The following is a 15,567-nucleotide window of genomic DNA, read 5'->3' as shown; positions in this document are numbered from 1 at the left end:
CGGCACGAAGCCGTGGCTGATGCGCTCGGCCCGGTTCGTCGTCTGGGCGGACAAGAAACTGCACCGCGCGTTCGGCGGCCGGGTGAGCCTCGTGGCGCTCGCCGGGCTGCCGTCGCTGCGGCTGACGACGACCGGGCGCAAGAGCGGGCTGGCCCGCAGCACCAACCTGCTCTACTTCCCGCACGGCGGCGACATCGTGCTGACCGCGTCCAACTGGGGCCGCCCGAACGACCCGGCGTGGGCGCTCAACCTGCGCGCGAACCCGAAGGCGGAGGTCGCGCTGGCGGGGCGTCCCGCCGACGTCGTGGCGCGGGAGCTGCACGGCGAGGAGTACGACGCGATGTGGGCGGAGCTGCTCGCGTTCTGGCCGGGCTACGCGATGGAGCAGGAGGAGGCGGCCCGGCCGTTGCCGGTTTTCGTGCTCACCCGCGTGGCCAGGTAGGTTCCCACCATCCTTTTGGCCGGTGACGGCTTTCACCGGTTTGTGCCAGTCTCTCCCGGGTAACGCGCCGTGACGGTTCGGCCGCGCGGCTTGTGCGTGACCAAGGGAGGAGACGTCTTGCCGAGATCCACACAGGGCCGGGTGCGGTCGTTCGCACTGGTGGGGGCGCTCGTGGCCGGCGTGGGACTGGCCGGGACGGCCGGAACCGCCGCGGCGGCCGAAGACGCGGTGGCCAAGCCCGCCGTCGTCGGGGCGACCGCCGCCGTCAACTGGGGCACCTGCTCGAGCGACACCCTCGCCGGCGTGCCCGCGGACCAGGTCGAGTTCTACAGCTGCGCGCGCTACCGCGTGCCGATCGACCACGACAACGCGTCGCTGGGCACCATCGACATCGCGCTGCTCAAGCGCGCTGCCCGCACGCCCGGCGCTCGCGTCGGCTCGCTGTTCCTCAACCCCGGCGGCCCCGGCGGCTCGGGCCTGCGGATGCCGATCAGCGGGCAGTACTACTTCCAGCCGCAGGTGCTCGACCGGTTCGACCTCGTCGGGTTCGACCCGCGCGGCGTCGGGGAGAGCAACCCGCTTCGCTGCTTCACCACCCAGGAGGACGCCGACGAGGTCTTCGGCGCCCAGATCCCGGTGCCGCTGACCCGCGCCGAGATCTCCGGCACCCTCGCGAGCTACCGCGACTACGGCCGGTTCTGCAAGAACAACGCGGGTTCGCTGCTGAACCACATGTCCACCAAGGACGTCGTGCGCGACCTCGACACGCTGCGCGCGGCGGTCGGCGACCAGAAGCTGACCTTCGTCGGCTTCTCGTACGGGACGCTCATCGGCTCGACCTACGCGTCGATGTTCCCGAAGCAGTCCCGCGCGATCGTGATCGACGGCAACGTCGACCCGGCGCTGCGCACCAGCGACGGCGTCGAGTACGACCGGGAACGCGCGCAGGGCTTCGAGATCGCGCTCGACGCGTTCCTCAAGCGGTGCGACCAGGTGGGCGCGAAGTGCGCGTTCAGCGACGGCACCCCGCGGGCGAAGTTCGACGAGCTGCGGGAGTACCTGCGCAAGCAGCCGATCACCATCCCCGGTGGCGGCACGGTGGACATCAACCAGTTCACCGGCGGGGTTTCGGGCGTCCTGTACTCGCCGGGGGCGTTCGCCGGCCTGGCCGAGGACCTGCAGGCGCTGTACACCGCGATCCACCCGGCGGGCGCGCAGACCCAGGCGCTGCAGGCCAAGCCGCTGAAGGCGCTCACGCCGGGCAAGCAGGGCCTGGCCGACCAGAACCCGGACAGCCCCTACACCAGCGACGACTCGTACTTCGCCGTCAACTGCTCCGACAAGCCGTTCCGGATCAAGCAGGAGCAGGTGCCGGACATCGCCGCGAAGTGGGAGCGCGAGTCGCGCACCTTCGGCCGCTACCAGGCGTTCGCCGACACGGCGGCCTGCCCGGTGTGGCCGGCGAAGAAGCCGGACGCCTACCGCGGCCCGTGGCGGGCGAAGACCGACGTCCCGGTCGTCGTGGTCGGCAACTACTACGACCCGGCGACGCAGTACCGGTTCGCCCAGCGGATGGCGGCCGAGCTCGGCAACTCGCGGCTGCTGTCGGTCGACGCGTTCGGCCACTGCATCCTCGGCGACGCGCTCGGCGTCGACAAGGCCGTGGCGGACTACCTGACCGACCTCAAGGTGCCGGCGAACGGGCAGGTGTTCCAGCCGAACGTCCAGCCGTTCGAGATCGCGTAGCAGCAAGGAAAACGGGCCGGGGTGACGCTGTCGCCCCGGCCCGTTTCACGTTCCGAGCAGCCGGTCCAGCACGTCCCCGGCGGCGGCCTCGGCTTCGGCGACCGCGCTCTCGTGGTTGTCGGCCCGGGCGACCAGCAACGCGATCTCGTTCATGCCGGCGAGCAGCACGTGCGCGAAGAGGTCCACCCGCGGGGCGGGGATCCGGCCGTCACGCCGCAGGGCCGCCTTGATCCGGCCGAGCGTGCGCACCTCGTCGAGCTCCCGCCAGCGCTGCCAGCCCAGCACGGCCGGCGCGTCGATGAGCATCACCCGCCGCACCACGGGGTCCCGGGTGCTCCGGATCCACGCGAGACACGCGGCGCGCAGCGCCTCGACCGGGTCGCTCATGCCCTCGACGGCCCGCGCCCCCTCCGCGCCGACCCGGTCGTAGACGGTGTCCAGGACCGCCGCGAACAGCGCGTCCTTGCCGGGGAAGTGGTGGTAGAGCGCGCCACGGCTCACGTCGGCGGCCCGCAGCACGGCCTCGATCGACGTGCCGTCGTAGCCGTGCTCGGTGAACAGGCCGGTCGCGATCGCGACGAGGTGCTCGCGGGTCGCCTGACCTCGGTCGCTCTTCTTGTTCATGCGGTTCGGCAGCCTCCGTCGTTGACAAACCGACTGTCGGTCTGTTGATACTAGACCGTCAGTCGGTTTACTTCTGGAGGGACCTTAGACCATGGACCTGAGCACCTGGGAGGACCAGCGCGGACGCGTGTCGACGGCGTCCGGCGAGGTGAGTTACACCGACGTCGGCGAAGGGCCGGTAGCGCTCTTCGTGCACGGCGTGGGAACGAACAACCTGTTGTGGCGCAAGGTGATGACCGAGCTGGCAAAGGAGCGCCGGTGCGTCGCGCCCGACCTGCCGGGGCACGGCGCTTCGCCGGTGACGCCCGCGCAGGACCTCAGCCTCGGCGGGCTGGCCCGGCTGCTCGAAGACTTCTGCGAGTCCCTGGAACTGAGCGAGTTCGACCTGGTCGCCAACGACACCGGCGGTGCGGTCGCGCAGGTCTTCGCCGTGCAGCACGCCGACCGCCTGCGCACGCTCACCCTGACCAACTGCGACACGCAGGGGAACCTGCCGCCCGAGGCGTTCCGCCCGGTCGTCGAGCTGGCCGAGCGCGGGAAGCTCGCCCCGTCGCTGGTCCGGCTCGCCACGGACCCGGCACAGGCGCGGGCCGGTGCGCTCGGCGCGGGTTACGAGCACCCGGAGCAGCTGCCCGACGAGGTCCTGGCCGCCTTCGTGCGGCCGGTCGGTGCCACGCTCGACGCGGCGCGGCAGTTCGAGCGCCTGCTGACGTCGGTCCGCGGCGAGGAACTGGACGCGATCGAGCCCCTGCTCAAGGAGTTCCGCGTGCCGACGCTGCTGGTGTGGGGAACCGGCGACCCGAACTTCGGTGTCGAGTGGGCGCACCGGTTCCGGGACGCGGTCCCCGGCGTCACCGAGGTCGTCGAGGTGCCCGGCGCCAAGCTGTTCTTCCCCGACGAGCGGCCGGGGGACCTCGTGCCGCACCTGCGCCGGCACTGGGCGTAGCGATCATCACAGGCGCCGGGCCCGGGACCGGGGCGCTACAGTGGGGGAGTTGATCAACCACGAGCAACGGAAGCGAGGTGAGCGGCACATGCCGGCGGACAGTCACGAGACGACCGGGCGTGCGCTCACCGGAGGCTTCCGGCTGGGCTGATCCCGTCCGGTCTTCCCCTGTCCGGCAGTGCGCGCACGCCGGAAAAGAGCGAGATCATGACCCTCTTCGAAATGCTGCTGCGCGTCGGCACCGGCGTCGGCCTGGGTGCCGTCATCGGGTTCGAGCGCCAGTTCCGCGCCCGGATGGCCGGGCTGCGCACCAACGCGCTGGTCGCCGTCGGCGCGACGCTGTTCGTGCTGCTGTCGGCCCACGGTTTCGGCGGGCTGACCACGAGCGGCGACGCCGACCCGACCCGGGTGGCCGCCCAGATCGTCTCGGGCATCGGGTTCCTCGGCGCCGGGGTCATCCTGCGGGACGGCCTCAACGTCCGCGGCCTCAACACCGCGGCGACGCTGTGGTGCTCGGCGGCGGTGGGCGCGCTCGCCGGGGCAGGGCTGTACGCGGTGGCGGCGGCCGGAACCGCCGTCGTGGTCGGGGTGAACGTGGTGCTGCGCCCGCTCGGCCGCGTCGTCGACCGCCGTCCCGACTCGGGCGACGAGACCCCGGCGCGCTACGAGTTCCAGGCGGTGACCCGCGACGAAGCCGAGGCGCACGTGCGGGCCCTGCTCGTGCAGGCGTTGACGCGCACGGACTTCCGGCTGCTGTCGGTGCTGAGCACGGACCGCCCGGAGGACCGCACGGTCGAGGTCCGCGCCGAACTGGTCGGCGACCAGCGCGACGACGCTCAGATGGAGTCCGCGGTGTCCCGGCTTTCGCTGGAGCCCGCGGTGTCCAGCGTGCGCTGGGTGGCCGTGCCGGGTTAGCAGGTGCGGAGGAATGCGCCGAGCAGCTCGTCGAACCGGGCGGGCTGCTCGGCGTTGACCTGGTGGCCCACGCCCTCGAGCGAGACCCGGCGGGCGTGGGGCCCTTCCCGCTCGATCAAGTCCGCGACGGCGTGGATGTCGGTGGTGTCGAGGGCTCCGACGACCACCAGGATCCGCGCCCGCAGCTCGGCGGCCCGGCTGATCGCGTGCAGTTCCGCGCCGAGCGGGAAACGGCCGTGGCCCTTCCGCGCGTTGTCCGTCAGCAGGCCCAGGAAGCGCGCGCGCACCCCCGGGGCGACCTGCTCCGGCGTCCGGTGCGGGCCGTCGACCAGCATCCGGAGCACGCACTCGAACGCTTCCGCGAAGTCCTGGCGGGCGATCGCCTCGCCGGCCAGCCGGCGCTGGTCGAGGGTGAACGGGTCCTGTTCGGCCATGCCGCTCATCCCCGGCGAGGCCAGGAGCAGGCCGTCGACGCGGTGGGGGTGGAGGAGCGCGAAGTCGATCGCCGTACGGCTGCCCAGCGAGGAACCGACCAGCACCGCGCGGTCGATCCCCAGTGCGTCGAGCAACCGCCGGAGGTCTTCGTGGTGGGCGAACCCGGCCGGTGGCTCCGACGAGTCGCCGTGGCCGCGGGCGTCGTACCGGACGCACCGGTGGTGCGCGGCGAACCGGGCCAGCTGCTCGTCCCAGACCGCGCTGCCGAAGCCACCCGGGTGCAGGAAGACGAGCGGCCGGCCCCGGCCGCGCACTTCGTAGGACAGCCTGCCGTCACCGAGATCGAGAAGTTCCCCCATACCGGCCACGGTACCGAAGACGAAGGCCTCCCCACCTGCACGGTGGGGAGGCCTTCGGGAACGCTGCTTACGCCTGCGTCATCTTCCGCAGCACGTACTGCAGGATGCCGCCGTTGCGGTAGTAGTCCGCCTCGCCCGGGGTGTCGATGCGGACGTCCGCCTCGAACTCCACCTTGCTGCCGTCTTCCTTGGTGGCGGTGACGTGCACCGTGCGCGGGGTCTCGCCGTCGTTCAGCTTGGTGATGCCCGAGATGTCGAACGTCTCGGTGCCGTCGAGGCCGAGCGACGAGGCCGACTCGCCCGCCGGGAACTGCAGCGGGATGACGCCCATGCCGATCAGGTTGGACCGGTGGATGCGCTCGAACGACTCGGTGATCACCGCGCGGACGCCCAGCAGCGAGGTGCCCTTGGCCGCCCAGTCACGCGACGAACCCGAGCCGTACTCCTTGCCGCCCAGCACGACCAGCGGGGTGCCCGCCGCCGCGTAGTTCTGCGCCGCGTCGTAGATGAACGCCTGCGGCGCGCCCTCCTGCGTGAAGTCGCGGGTGTAGCCGCCCTGCACGTCGTCGAGGAGCTGGTTGCGCAGCCGGATGTTCGCGAACGTGCCGCGGATCATCACCTCGTGGTTGCCGCGCCGCGAGCCGTAGGAGTTGAAGTCCTTCTTCTCCACGCCGTGCTCGGTCAGGTACTGCGCGGCCGGGGTGCCCGGCTTGATCGCGCCGGCGGGGGAGATGTGGTCGGTGGTGACCGAGTCGCCCAGCTTCGCCAGCACGCGCGCGCCGGTGATGTCGGTGACCGCCGCCGGCTCCGGCGTCATGCCCTCGAAGTACGGGGGCTTCCGCACGTAGGTGGACTCGGCGTCCCACTCGAAGGTCTTGCCCTCCGGGGTGGGCAGCGACTTCCAGCGCTCGCCGCCGTCGAAGACGTCCGCGTAGTCCTTGGTGAACATCTCCTGCGTGATCGCGTAGTCGATGGTCTCCTGGATCTCCTGCGCGGTCGGCCAGATGTCCTTGAGGAAGACGTCGTTGCCCTGCGCGTCCTGGCCCAGCGGCTGGGTCGCGAAGTCGAAGTCCATCGTCCCGGCCAGCGCGTACGCGATGACCAGCGGCGGCGACGCGAGGTAGTTCATCTTCACGTCGGGGTTGATCCGGCCTTCGAAGTTGCGGTTGCCCGAGAGCACCGAAACCGCGGTGAGGTCGTTCTCCTGGATCGCCGCGGAGATCTCGTCCGAGAGCGGGCCGGAGTTGCCGATGCACGTGGTGCAGCCGTAGCCGACCAGGTGGTAGCCCAGCTTCTCCAGGTACGGCCACAGGTTGGCCTTGGTGTAGTAGTCGGTGACGACCTGCGAGCCCGGCGCCATCGACGTCTTCACCCACGGCTTGACCGCGAGGCCCTTGTCCACGGCGTTGCGCGCGAGCAGCGCGGCGCCGAGCATGACCGACGGGTTCGAGGTGTTGGTGCACGAAGTGATCGAGGCGATCACGACGGCGCCGTGGTCGAGGACGAACTCGCCGCGGTCGGACGTGGAGACCTTGACCGGCTTGGTCGGGCGGCCCGAGGCTCCGTTCGCGGCGGAGGAGGTGACCGGCGCGGCGTCGTCCTCGGCGAACGACAGCGACGGGGCGTCGCTGGCCGGGAAGGACTCCTCCGAAGCCTCGTCCATCTTCGTGTGCGGCGTGAGGTCCTCGCCGTCGACGTAGTCGTGGATCGACTTGCGGAACGACGACTTCGCGTCCGTCAGCTCGATGCGGTCCTGCGGGCGCTTCGGGCCGGCGATCGACGGGACGACCGTCGAGAGGTCCAGCTCGAGGTACTCGGAGTAGGCCGCCTCGCGCGACGGGTCGTGCCAGAGGCCCTGCTCCTTGGCGTACGCCTCGACCAGCGCGACCTGCTCCGCGGACCGGCCGGTCAGCTTGAGGTAGCGGACGGTCTCCTCGTCGATCGGGAAGATCGCCGCGGTGGAGCCGAACTCGGGGCTCATGTTGCCGATGGTGGCGCGGTTGGCCAGCGGCACCGCGGCCACGCTCTCGCCGTAGAACTCGACGAACTTGCCGACCACGCCGTGGCGGCGCAGCATCTCGGTGATGGTGAGCACGACGTCGGTGGCGGTGACGCCGGCCGGGATCTCGCCGGTCAGCTTGAAGCCGACGACGCGCGGGATGAGCATCGACACCGGCTGGCCCAGCATGGCGGCCTCGGCCTCGATGCCGCCGACGCCCCAGCCCAGCACGCCGAGGCCGTTGACCATGGTGGTGTGCGAGTCGGTGCCGACGCAGGAGTCGGGGTAGGCCTGGCCGCCCCGGGCCATGACCGTGCGCGCGAGGTGCTCGATGTTGACCTGGTGCACGATGCCGGTGCCCGGCGGGACGACCTTGAACTCGTCGAAGGCGCCCTGGCCCCAGCGCAGGAACTGGTAGCGCTCGCGGTTGCGCTCGTACTCGATCTCGACGTTGCGCTCGAAGGCGTCGGGCCGGCCGAAGACGTCGATGATCACCGAGTGGTCGATGACCAGCTCGGCCGGGGCGAGCGGGTTGACCTTGTCGGGGTCGCCGCCGAGGTCCGTGACCGCCTCGCGCATGGTGGCGAGGTCCACCACGCAGGGGACGCCGGTGAAGTCCTGCATGATCACGCGGGCGGGCGTGAACTGGATCTCGATCGACGGGTCGGCGTTCGGGTCCCACGAGCCGAGCGCGCGGATGTGGTCGGCGGTGATGTTCGCGCCGTCCTCGGTGCGCAGCAGGTTCTCGAGCAGGATCTTCAGGCTGTAGGGCAGGCGCTCGGCGCCTTCGACCTTGTTCAGGCGGAACACCTCGTACGAGGCGTCGCCGACCTTCAGCGTGTCTTTGGCGCCGAAGCTGTCCTTGCTGGCAGGTGCGGTCACGTCTAACTCCAGTGGCATGGACTCCGCGCCGGTGCGGCGGTCGGTCCCGGGTCAGTTCGGTCGGGTTCGGTGTCGTGCAGGTCCGCACGAGGCGGAAGCGAGTGTTGCGCACCCCCACCGTAGGACCGGATGCGGGATGGCACACCTCGCCGTCGCCTCAAACAGTACGCGTGTCCTGTTTGGGGTTCAAGACGACACGCGGTGTGGGCTGCGCCATCCGGACACGCGGTGGGGCGGGGGTCCCTCAATGAGGGGAATTGATGCCTACGGTGTGTAAGTTTCCGGTGATGCTTGTGATAGTGGTGTGACTGCAGTGACACGCGGTGTGCGCTGGTGAGCGGAGGTGGCGGTCGTGGCGGGACGGCGTGGCGGGGACCGGGTGCCGGGAGCCCGCCGTGGACTCACCGTGAGCACCCTGGTCCTGGTGATCTTGTTCGGCGCGGGCGGCACGGGCCTCGCCGCGCCCCCGCCGCCGCCCAACCCGAGCGACTCGGACCTGAACTCGAGCAAGGCCGACGCCAACGCGAAGGCCGGCGAGGTCGGCAAGCTGACCAACCAGCTGGCCCAGGCCGAGCAGAAGCTGTCGCAGCTGCAGGACGACGTCGAGCTCAAGCAGGAAGAGGCCAACAAGGCCCTGGTCGACCTGCAGGCGGCGCAGGACGACGCCGAGCGCGCCGAGAACGACGCCCGGGCGGCCCGCGCCCAGGCCGACGCGGCGTCGGCGGCCATCGAAAAGGCCCGCACGGACCTCAAGACGTTCGCCTCGGCGAGCTTCCAGCAGGGCAGCACGGTCGGCTCGCTCTCGGCGTACCTCAGCGCCGACAGCCCCAAGGACATGCTCGCCCGCGCCCAGCTGCTCGACGCCGTCGGCGGCGACCGGCTCAACGCGCTCGACCGGCTCCAGCAGGCCCAGACCGAGAAGTCCAACAAGGACGCCGCGGCCCGCAAGGCCGCCGAGATCGCCCAGCAGAAGCAGGACGCCGCGCGCGAGGCCAAGAACGGGGCCGACGCCGCGCAGGCCGCCGCCGTGCGGGCGCAGGACGACCAGGCGTCGCAGAACACCCAGCTCCAGCGGAACAAGTCCGACGTCGAGCAGCAGCTGTACGCGGCGCAGGCCAAGGTCAACGGCCTGCAGGGCCAGCGCCAGCGCTACCAGGACTGGCTCGCCGAGAAGACCAGGGAGGACGAGGAACGCGCCCGCCAGGCCGCGCTCGGCTCGTCCGGCGGCGGGGGCCGCCCGTCGGGTGGGCCGGCGCCGTCGGGCCCGGCCGGCTCGTCGATCGAGGCCGTGATCGCCCGCGCGCTGTCGAAGCTCGGGATGCCGTACGCCTGGGGCGGCGGCAACGCGAGCGGCGCGACCCGCGGCATCCGCGACGGCGGCGTCGCCGACCGCTACGGCGATTACAACAAGATCGGCTTCGACTGCTCCGGCCTGATGATCTACGCCTTCGCCGGGGTCAGGGGCCTGCCGCACTACAGCGGCTACCAGTACACGGCGGGGCGGCGGGTCCCGCTGTCCCAGATGCGCCGCGGCGACATGCTGTTCTGGGGCGGCGCGGGCGGCATCCACCACGTCGCCCTGTACCTCGGCGGCGGCCAGATGGTCGAAGCGCCGCAGTCCGGGCTGCGCGTCCGGATCGCGCCGGTGCGCTACGGCGGGATCATGCCGTTCGCGACGCGCCTGATCGGCTGAAACCCGGTCGACGCCGTCGGCGGCGGGCCGCCAGGATCACCCGGTGGACGACGAACTGAACGCGCTGCGGCGCTCGCGGATGCGCTGGAACACGCCCCTGTCCGAAACCCACGCCGAGCTGCTGCTCGACCGGATGGCCCTCGGCGAAGGGCACCTCGTCGACCTCGGCTGCGGCTGGGGCGAGCTGCTGCTGCGGGCGGCCGCGAGGGCGCCCGGCCTGCGCGTGACCGGCGTCGACACCGACGTGACCGGTCTCGACCGCGGCCGGGCGGCGGCGGCCGAGCGCGGCCTGGCGGTGCAGTTCACCGAGGCCGACGCCGCGACCTGGGACGTGCCCGCGGAGCGGGCGTTCTGCATCGGCGCCGCGCACGCCTTCGGCTCGACCGAGGCGGCGATCGAGGGGCTCGCCCGCGTGGTGCCCTCGGGCCGGGTGCTCTACGGTGACGGCTTCTGGGCCGCCCCGCCCGATGCGGCGGCGCTGGAGATCTTCGGGCCGGACACGCTCACCCTGCCGGAACTGCTCGACGCCGCGCACGGCGCGGGGTGGCGCGTGCTGCACCTCAGCACCGCGGGCCAGCTCGAATGGGACGACTTCGAGTCGACGTCGAAGCTGGCCTGGCAGGAGTGGCTGCTGGCGAACGCGGCCGACCCGCGGGCGGCGGAGGTGCGGGACTGGCTCGACGAGCGCCAGCGGCAGTACGTCCGCGGCTACCGGGGCGTGCTGGGCCTCGCCTACCTGGTGCTCGGCCGCTGAGGTCAGCCTTGCTCGCGCTTGAGCTTGCGCCAGCCGCCGGCGCGGTTGTTCGCGATGATCTGCCGGAACATCGCCGTGAGCGCGGGCGCGTTGATCGGCTCGCCCTCGCGGAAGGCGACCGTCCGGGCGGTCTTGTTGCCGTGCCCGGCGGTGATGATGCCCGCCGGGTCGGGGACGATGCCACCGTCGTAGACGAACACGTTGACGTGGTCCTTCGCCGCCAGCAGGGCGCAGATGTTGCCCTCCAGCACGAAGTAGGGCTGCCGGGTGCGCTTGATCGTTTCGGTGACCCCGGGGTCGGCTGCGTGGACCAGCTCGCGGACCTGACGGCAGATCGCCTGCTGCCACTCCGGCAGGGCGTCGATGTAGGCGTCGACGCGGGGCTCGACGGTGCAGGTCATGCGAACCTCCGGGAACTCGCCGCGTCGAGTATGCCCGACGCGGGCCTTACCTCGCCCGTGCCGGGCCGCTAGTGTTCCCGGGATGCGCTACGCGGGGATCGTGGTGGCCGGGGGCTCGGCCCGCAGACTGTCCGGTGTGGACAAGCCGGCCCTCTCGGTGGGCGGGAAGCCGTTGCTGGCCCGCGCGATCCACGCCCTCGACGGCGCCGAGCGGGTGATCGCCGTCGGCCCGCGGCGGCCCGGGTTCGACGTGGTGTGGACGCGGGAACCGGTGCCGGGCACCGGACCGGTCGCGGCGCTGGCCGCCGGGCTCGCCTTCGTGCCCGAGGACGTCGAGGCGGTCGCCGTCCTGGCCGCCGACCTCCCGGGCGTCCGCCGGTCCACAGTGGACAAGCTGGTGGCCGCGATCGGCGACGGCGACGGCGCCGTCCTGGTCGACGCGGCCGGGGCGCGGCAGTGGCTGCTGGGCGCCTGGCGGGTGGCCGCGCTGAAGGCGGCGCTGCCGGACCCCGTGGAGAACGCGGCCCTGCGCCGCGTCCTGGGCGGGCTGGCCGTCACCGACGTCCCGGCCGAACGGGGCGAAGCGGACGACATCGACACGCCCGAGGACCTCGAACGCCACCGCTGAGCGCGGGAACCGGACCTCCTTCACAGGTGTCATACCGGCGACGGTGTTGGCTGCTCCCACGGGCCTTCGCGCCCGTCCGCGTGCCGGACGGACGAACGACCGGGGGACGCAGTACGGTCGCACCGCGTGATCACCGTCGCGGGGGCGGCGCACGAGCTTGAGGAGGCAGAGTGACCGAGCCCGGCTACGCCGAGGGCGGGAACGGGCAGCAGCCCGCGACGCCGGCCCGGGACGCCCAGTTGCTGGAGCGGACCGTGTTCGAGGTCAAGCGGATCATCGTCGGCCAGGACCGCCTGGTCGAGCGGATGCTGGTCGGCCTGCTGGCCAAGGGCCACCTGCTGCTCGAAGGCGTGCCCGGCGTGGCGAAGACCCTCGCCGTCGAGACGTTCGCCCGGGTCGTCGGCGGATCGTTCTCCCGCGTGCAGTTCACCCCCGACCTGGTGCCCGCCGACATCCTCGGCACCCGGATCTACCGCCAGGGCGCCGAGCGGTTCGACGTCGAGCTCGGCCCGGTCGTGGCCAACTTCGTGCTCGCCGACGAGATCAACCGCGCGCCCGCCAAGGTCCAGTCGGCGATGCTCGAGGTGATGGCCGAGCGGCACGTGTCGATCGGTGGCCAGACGTTCCCGATGCCGGACCCGTTCCTCGTCCTGGCCACCCAGAACCCGATCGAGAACGAGGGCGTGTACCCGCTGCCGGAGGCGCAGCGCGACCGGTTCCTGTTCAAGATCGTCGTCGAGTACCCCTCCGCCGAGGAGGAGCGCGAGATCATCTACCGGATGGGCGTCACCCCGCCCACCCCGCACGAGGTGCTCAGCCCGGGCGAGCTGGTCCGCCTTCAGGGCGTCGCGTCGCAGGTGTTCGTGCACCACGCGCTCGTCGACTACGTGGTCCGCCTGGTGCTGACCACCCGGACGCCGAACGAGCACGGCCTCGCCGACGTCGCCGGCTGGGTGTCCTACGGTGCCTCGCCGCGCGCGAGCCTCGGCATCATCGCCGCCGCGCGGGCGCTGGCCCTGGTCCGCGGCCGCGACTACGTGCTGCCCCAGGACGTCGTCGACGTCGTGCCGGACGTCCTGCGCCACCGGCTCGTGCTGTCCTACGACGCGCTGGCCGACGGCGTGCCGATCGACCACATCATCACCCGCGTGCTGCAGACCGTGCCGCTGCCGCAGGTCTCGGCCCGGCCGCAGGGCGGGACCGGCCAGGGCGGCCCGGTCCCGGCGGGCGCGCCGGTCAGGTAACCCCGAGATGGCCAAGAAGGAGGAGGGCACCCGCCCTTCCTGGGCGCCACCGGTGCTGCGCGGCGACCGCATGGAAGCCGGGCTCCGCACCCTGGAGCTCGACGTCCGCCGCCGGCTCGACGGGCTGCTGCAGGGCAACCACCTCGGCCTCGTGCCGGGGCCGGGGTCCGAGCCCGGCGAGGCCCGCCCGTACCAGCCCGGCGACGACGTCCGCCGGATGGACTGGGCGGTCACCGCCCGCACCACGACCCCGCACATCCGCGAGACCGTCGCCGACCGCGAGCTGGAGACGTGGGTGGTCGCCGACCTGTCGGCGAGCCTCGACTTCGGCACGGCGCTCTGCGAGAAGCGCGACCTGGTGGTCTGCGCCGTCGCCGCGGTCGCGCACCTGACCGGGGGCGGCGGCAACCGGATCGGCGCGCTGATCTCGACCGGCGCGGAGACCACCCGCATCCCGGCGCGCGGCGGGCTGCCGCACGCGCGCGGGCTGGTGCGGAAGCTGGCCGAGACGCCCCGCGCCCCCGAGGGCACCCGGGGCGACTTCGCCCAGGCGCTCGAAGCGCTGCGCCGCCCGCCGCGCCGCCGCGGCCTCGCCGTGGTGATCTCCGACTTCCTGGGCGACAGCTCGTGGGAGCGGCCGCTGCGGGCGCTGGGCGGGCGCCACGAACTGATCGCGATCGAAGTCCTCGACCCGCGCGACATCGACCTGCCCGAGGTGGGCACCGTCGTGCTGGCCGACCCGGAGACAGGGAAACAGCGCGAAGTGCACGCTTCGGCCTTGCTGCGCAAGGAGTTCGGGGCCGCGGCCCACGCCCACCGGCAGAAGGTGGCGGCCGGCCTGCGGCGCGCGGGTGCGGCGCACCTGACGCTGCGCACCGACGCCGACTGGATCGCCGACATGGTGCGGTTCGTCGTCGCCCGCAAGCGGCGCTGGTCGGGGGGTGTGGCGTGAGCGGACCGTTCACCACCACCGCACCACGGGGCAGCGGGGTGCGCGCATGAGCCTGACCGGGTTCACCGCGCCCTGGTGGTTCCTGCTGCTGATCGCGGTCGCCGCGGTCGCCGTCGGGTACGTGCTCGCCCAGCGGGCACGGCGGCGGCGGACCATGCGGTTCGCGAACCTGGACCTGCTGGAACGGATCGCGCCGAAGAGCCAGGGCTGGGTCCGGCACCTGCCGGCCGTGCTGATCGTGCTCTCGCTGCTGCTGCTCACCGTGGCGCTGGCCGGGCCGACCGCCGAGCAGAAGGTGCCGCGCAACCGGGCCACCGTGATGCTGGTGATCGACGTGTCGCTGTCGATGGAGGCCACCGACGTCGCGCCGACCCGGCTCAAGGCGGCGCAGGAGGCGGCGACGTCGTTCGCGCAGAACATGACGCCGGGGATCAACCTGGGGCTGATCTCCTTCGCGGGCACGGCGACGGTGCTGGTCAACCCGACCACCGACCGCAACGGCGTGATCAAGGCGATCGAGAACCTCAAGCTGGCGCAGTCGACGGCGACCGGTGAAGGCATCTTCGCGGCGCTGCAGTCGGTGGAGAGCTTCTCCAGCGTCGTCGGCGGGGCGGACGGGCCGCCGCCGGCGCGGATCGTGCTGATGTCGGACGGGAAGCAGACCGTTCCGGAAGACCTGTACGCGGCGCGCGGCGGGTACACCGCGGCGCAGGCGGCGAAGCAGGCCGGGGTGCCGATCTCGTCGATCTCCTTCGGCACCACCCACGGTTCGGTCGACATCGACGGCAAGCCCCAGCCGGTCAGCGTGGACGACGAGTCCCTGCACGAGATCGCGCGGCTGTCGGGCGGCGACTTCTACAAGGCGGCCAGCGCCGAGGAGCTGAAGAAGGTCTACGCGGACCTCGGCGAGCAGATCGGCTACGAGATCAAGGACGCCGACGCGAGCAAGCCGTGGGTCGTCGTCGGCACGCTGATCCTCATGCTGGGGGCGGCGGCCAGCCTGTTCTTCGGGCAGAGACTCCCGTGACGCTCACCCTTCCCGGCGGACGCCGTACAGGCTGCCGCCGAGAAGGGTGACCCCGGAGAGGACGCCGCTGACGAACGGGACCCAGGGCAGCGCCTCGGTGCCGAGCAGGGCGAGACCGGCGATACCGAGCACGGTCAGGACCACGCCGACCACCAGGATCGACCGGGTCTTCCACGCGGACGCCAGCGCGACGAAGTGGAGCCCGACGACGGTGGCGATCCACGCGACGTTCGCCTGCACCGGCGCGTCCAGCAGGCTGAGGACGAAGAACCCGGCGACGAGCAGCACCACTTCGCCGACGACGATCACCCGGTAGCGGGGACCGAACACGGGCCGGTCGTCGAGGGTCGGCCGCCCGCCGGCGCGGACCCCGAGGACGACGACGGCGCCGAGCGCCACGACGGCGAGCGCGCGCAGCACCCACCCGGCCGCGGCGGGCAGCGGAGCTCCCGAGTTGACCAGGACGAACACGGTGCCGAACGCGGCGCCGATGAGCGCCCCCAGGAACTGCTGTCGCATC

At 72.1% G+C, this 15,567-nt stretch carries 15 protein-coding genes; 10 read left to right on the top strand and 5 right to left on the bottom strand.

Annotated features, from left to right (window positions below; all coding sequences use genetic code 11):
• The first annotated feature begins 19 nt into the window (after positions 1-19).
• Positions 20-442, top strand: a complete 423-nt coding sequence (locus tag ACH54P_RS05795; protein WP_489917137.1) for a nitroreductase family deazaflavin-dependent oxidoreductase — start codon at positions 20-22, stop codon at positions 440-442.
• Between the two features lie 141 nt (positions 443-583).
• Positions 584-2,188: an alpha/beta hydrolase gene (locus ACH54P_RS05790; RefSeq protein WP_489917135.1), complete on the top strand. Its 1,605-nt coding sequence runs from the start codon at positions 584-586 to the stop codon at positions 2,186-2,188.
• 45 nt (positions 2,189-2,233) lie between these two features.
• On the opposite strand, the gene ACH54P_RS05785 is transcribed toward ACH54P_RS05790, so the two are convergent.
• Complete coding sequence (locus ACH54P_RS05785; protein ID WP_489911280.1) at positions 2,234-2,812, bottom strand: TetR/AcrR family transcriptional regulator; 579 nt, start codon at positions 2,810-2,812, stop codon at positions 2,234-2,236.
• Between the two features lie 91 nt (positions 2,813-2,903).
• Between ACH54P_RS05785 and ACH54P_RS05780 the strand changes: the two genes are divergently transcribed.
• Together ACH54P_RS05780 and ACH54P_RS05775 are read left to right on the top strand one after the other, a co-directional pair.
• Positions 2,904-3,758 (top strand): alpha/beta fold hydrolase, encoded by an 855-nt coding sequence (locus tag ACH54P_RS05780; protein ID WP_489911279.1) that lies wholly within the window; start codon positions 2,904-2,906, stop codon positions 3,756-3,758.
• Between the two features lie 207 nt (positions 3,759-3,965).
• Entirely contained in the window at positions 3,966-4,673 is a 708-nt protein-coding gene (locus ACH54P_RS05775) for an MgtC/SapB family protein (protein ID WP_489911278.1), read from the top strand.
• On the opposite strand, the gene ACH54P_RS05770 is transcribed toward ACH54P_RS05775, so the two are convergent.
• On the bottom strand, positions 4,670-5,467 hold the full coding sequence (locus tag ACH54P_RS05770) for an alpha/beta fold hydrolase (RefSeq protein ID WP_489911277.1): 798 nt from the start codon (positions 5,465-5,467) through the stop codon (positions 4,670-4,672). The two genes, ACH54P_RS05775 and ACH54P_RS05770, sit on opposite strands and share 4 nt — an antisense overlap.
• Positions 5,468-5,534: 67 nt before the next feature.
• On the bottom strand, positions 5,535-8,366 hold the full coding sequence (locus tag ACH54P_RS05765; protein WP_489911276.1) for an aconitate hydratase: 2,832 nt from the start codon (positions 8,364-8,366) through the stop codon (positions 5,535-5,537).
• Between the two features lie 361 nt (positions 8,367-8,727).
• Between ACH54P_RS05765 and ACH54P_RS05760 the strand changes: the two genes are divergently transcribed.
• Both ACH54P_RS05760 and ACH54P_RS05755 read left to right on the top strand, forming a co-directional pair.
• Positions 8,728-10,041, top strand: coding sequence for an NlpC/P60 family protein (locus ACH54P_RS05760; RefSeq protein ID WP_489917133.1), 1,314 nt, complete (start codon positions 8,728-8,730; stop codon positions 10,039-10,041).
• Positions 10,042-10,084: 43 nt separating this feature from the next.
• A complete protein-coding gene (locus ACH54P_RS05755) occupies positions 10,085-10,795 on the top strand; it encodes an SAM-dependent methyltransferase (RefSeq protein WP_489911275.1) in 711 nt (236 codons plus the stop codon).
• 2 nt (positions 10,796-10,797) lie between these two features.
• Here the strand turns inward: ACH54P_RS05755 and ACH54P_RS05750 are convergent, their stop codons facing one another.
• The gene (locus ACH54P_RS05750) at positions 10,798-11,196 is read right to left on the bottom strand and encodes a DUF1801 domain-containing protein (protein WP_489911274.1); all 399 of its coding nucleotides are present in this window, start codon (positions 11,194-11,196) and stop codon (positions 10,798-10,800) included.
• An 82-nt stretch (positions 11,197-11,278) separates the two neighbouring features.
• On the opposite strand from ACH54P_RS05750, the gene mobA reads away from it, so the two are divergent.
• From mobA to ACH54P_RS05730, 4 genes are all read left to right on the top strand, one after another.
• Positions 11,279-11,824: a molybdenum cofactor guanylyltransferase gene (gene mobA, locus ACH54P_RS05745; protein ID WP_489911273.1), complete on the top strand. Its 546-nt coding sequence runs from the start codon at positions 11,279-11,281 to the stop codon at positions 11,822-11,824.
• Positions 11,825-11,994: 170 nt separating this feature from the next.
• The gene (locus tag ACH54P_RS05740) at positions 11,995-13,068 is read left to right on the top strand and encodes an AAA family ATPase (protein WP_013226781.1); all 1,074 of its coding nucleotides are present in this window, start codon (positions 11,995-11,997) and stop codon (positions 13,066-13,068) included.
• Positions 13,069-13,075: 7 nt separating this feature from the next.
• Positions 13,076-14,020 (top strand): DUF58 domain-containing protein, encoded by a 945-nt coding sequence (locus tag ACH54P_RS05735; RefSeq protein WP_489911272.1) that lies wholly within the window; start codon positions 13,076-13,078, stop codon positions 14,018-14,020.
• 46 nt (positions 14,021-14,066) lie between these two features.
• Positions 14,067-15,047, top strand: a complete 981-nt coding sequence (locus ACH54P_RS05730) for a VWA domain-containing protein (protein ID WP_489911271.1) — start codon at positions 14,067-14,069, stop codon at positions 15,045-15,047.
• A gap of 3 nt (positions 15,048-15,050) precedes the next feature.
• Here ACH54P_RS05730 and ACH54P_RS05725 read toward each other — a convergent pair whose 3' ends face one another.
• Positions 15,051-15,566 carry a hypothetical protein gene (locus ACH54P_RS05725; RefSeq protein ID WP_489911270.1) on the bottom strand — a complete coding sequence of 172 codons (516 nt, stop codon included), beginning with the start codon at positions 15,564-15,566 and terminating at the stop codon, positions 15,051-15,053.
• Position 15,567: the final 1 nt, after the last annotated feature.

The sequence above is a fragment of the Amycolatopsis sp. N2S4-7 genome (assembly GCF_058119595.1).
The sequence above is the reverse complement of the archived record's forward strand: the minus strand, read 5'-3'. Positions and strand labels throughout refer to the sequence as shown.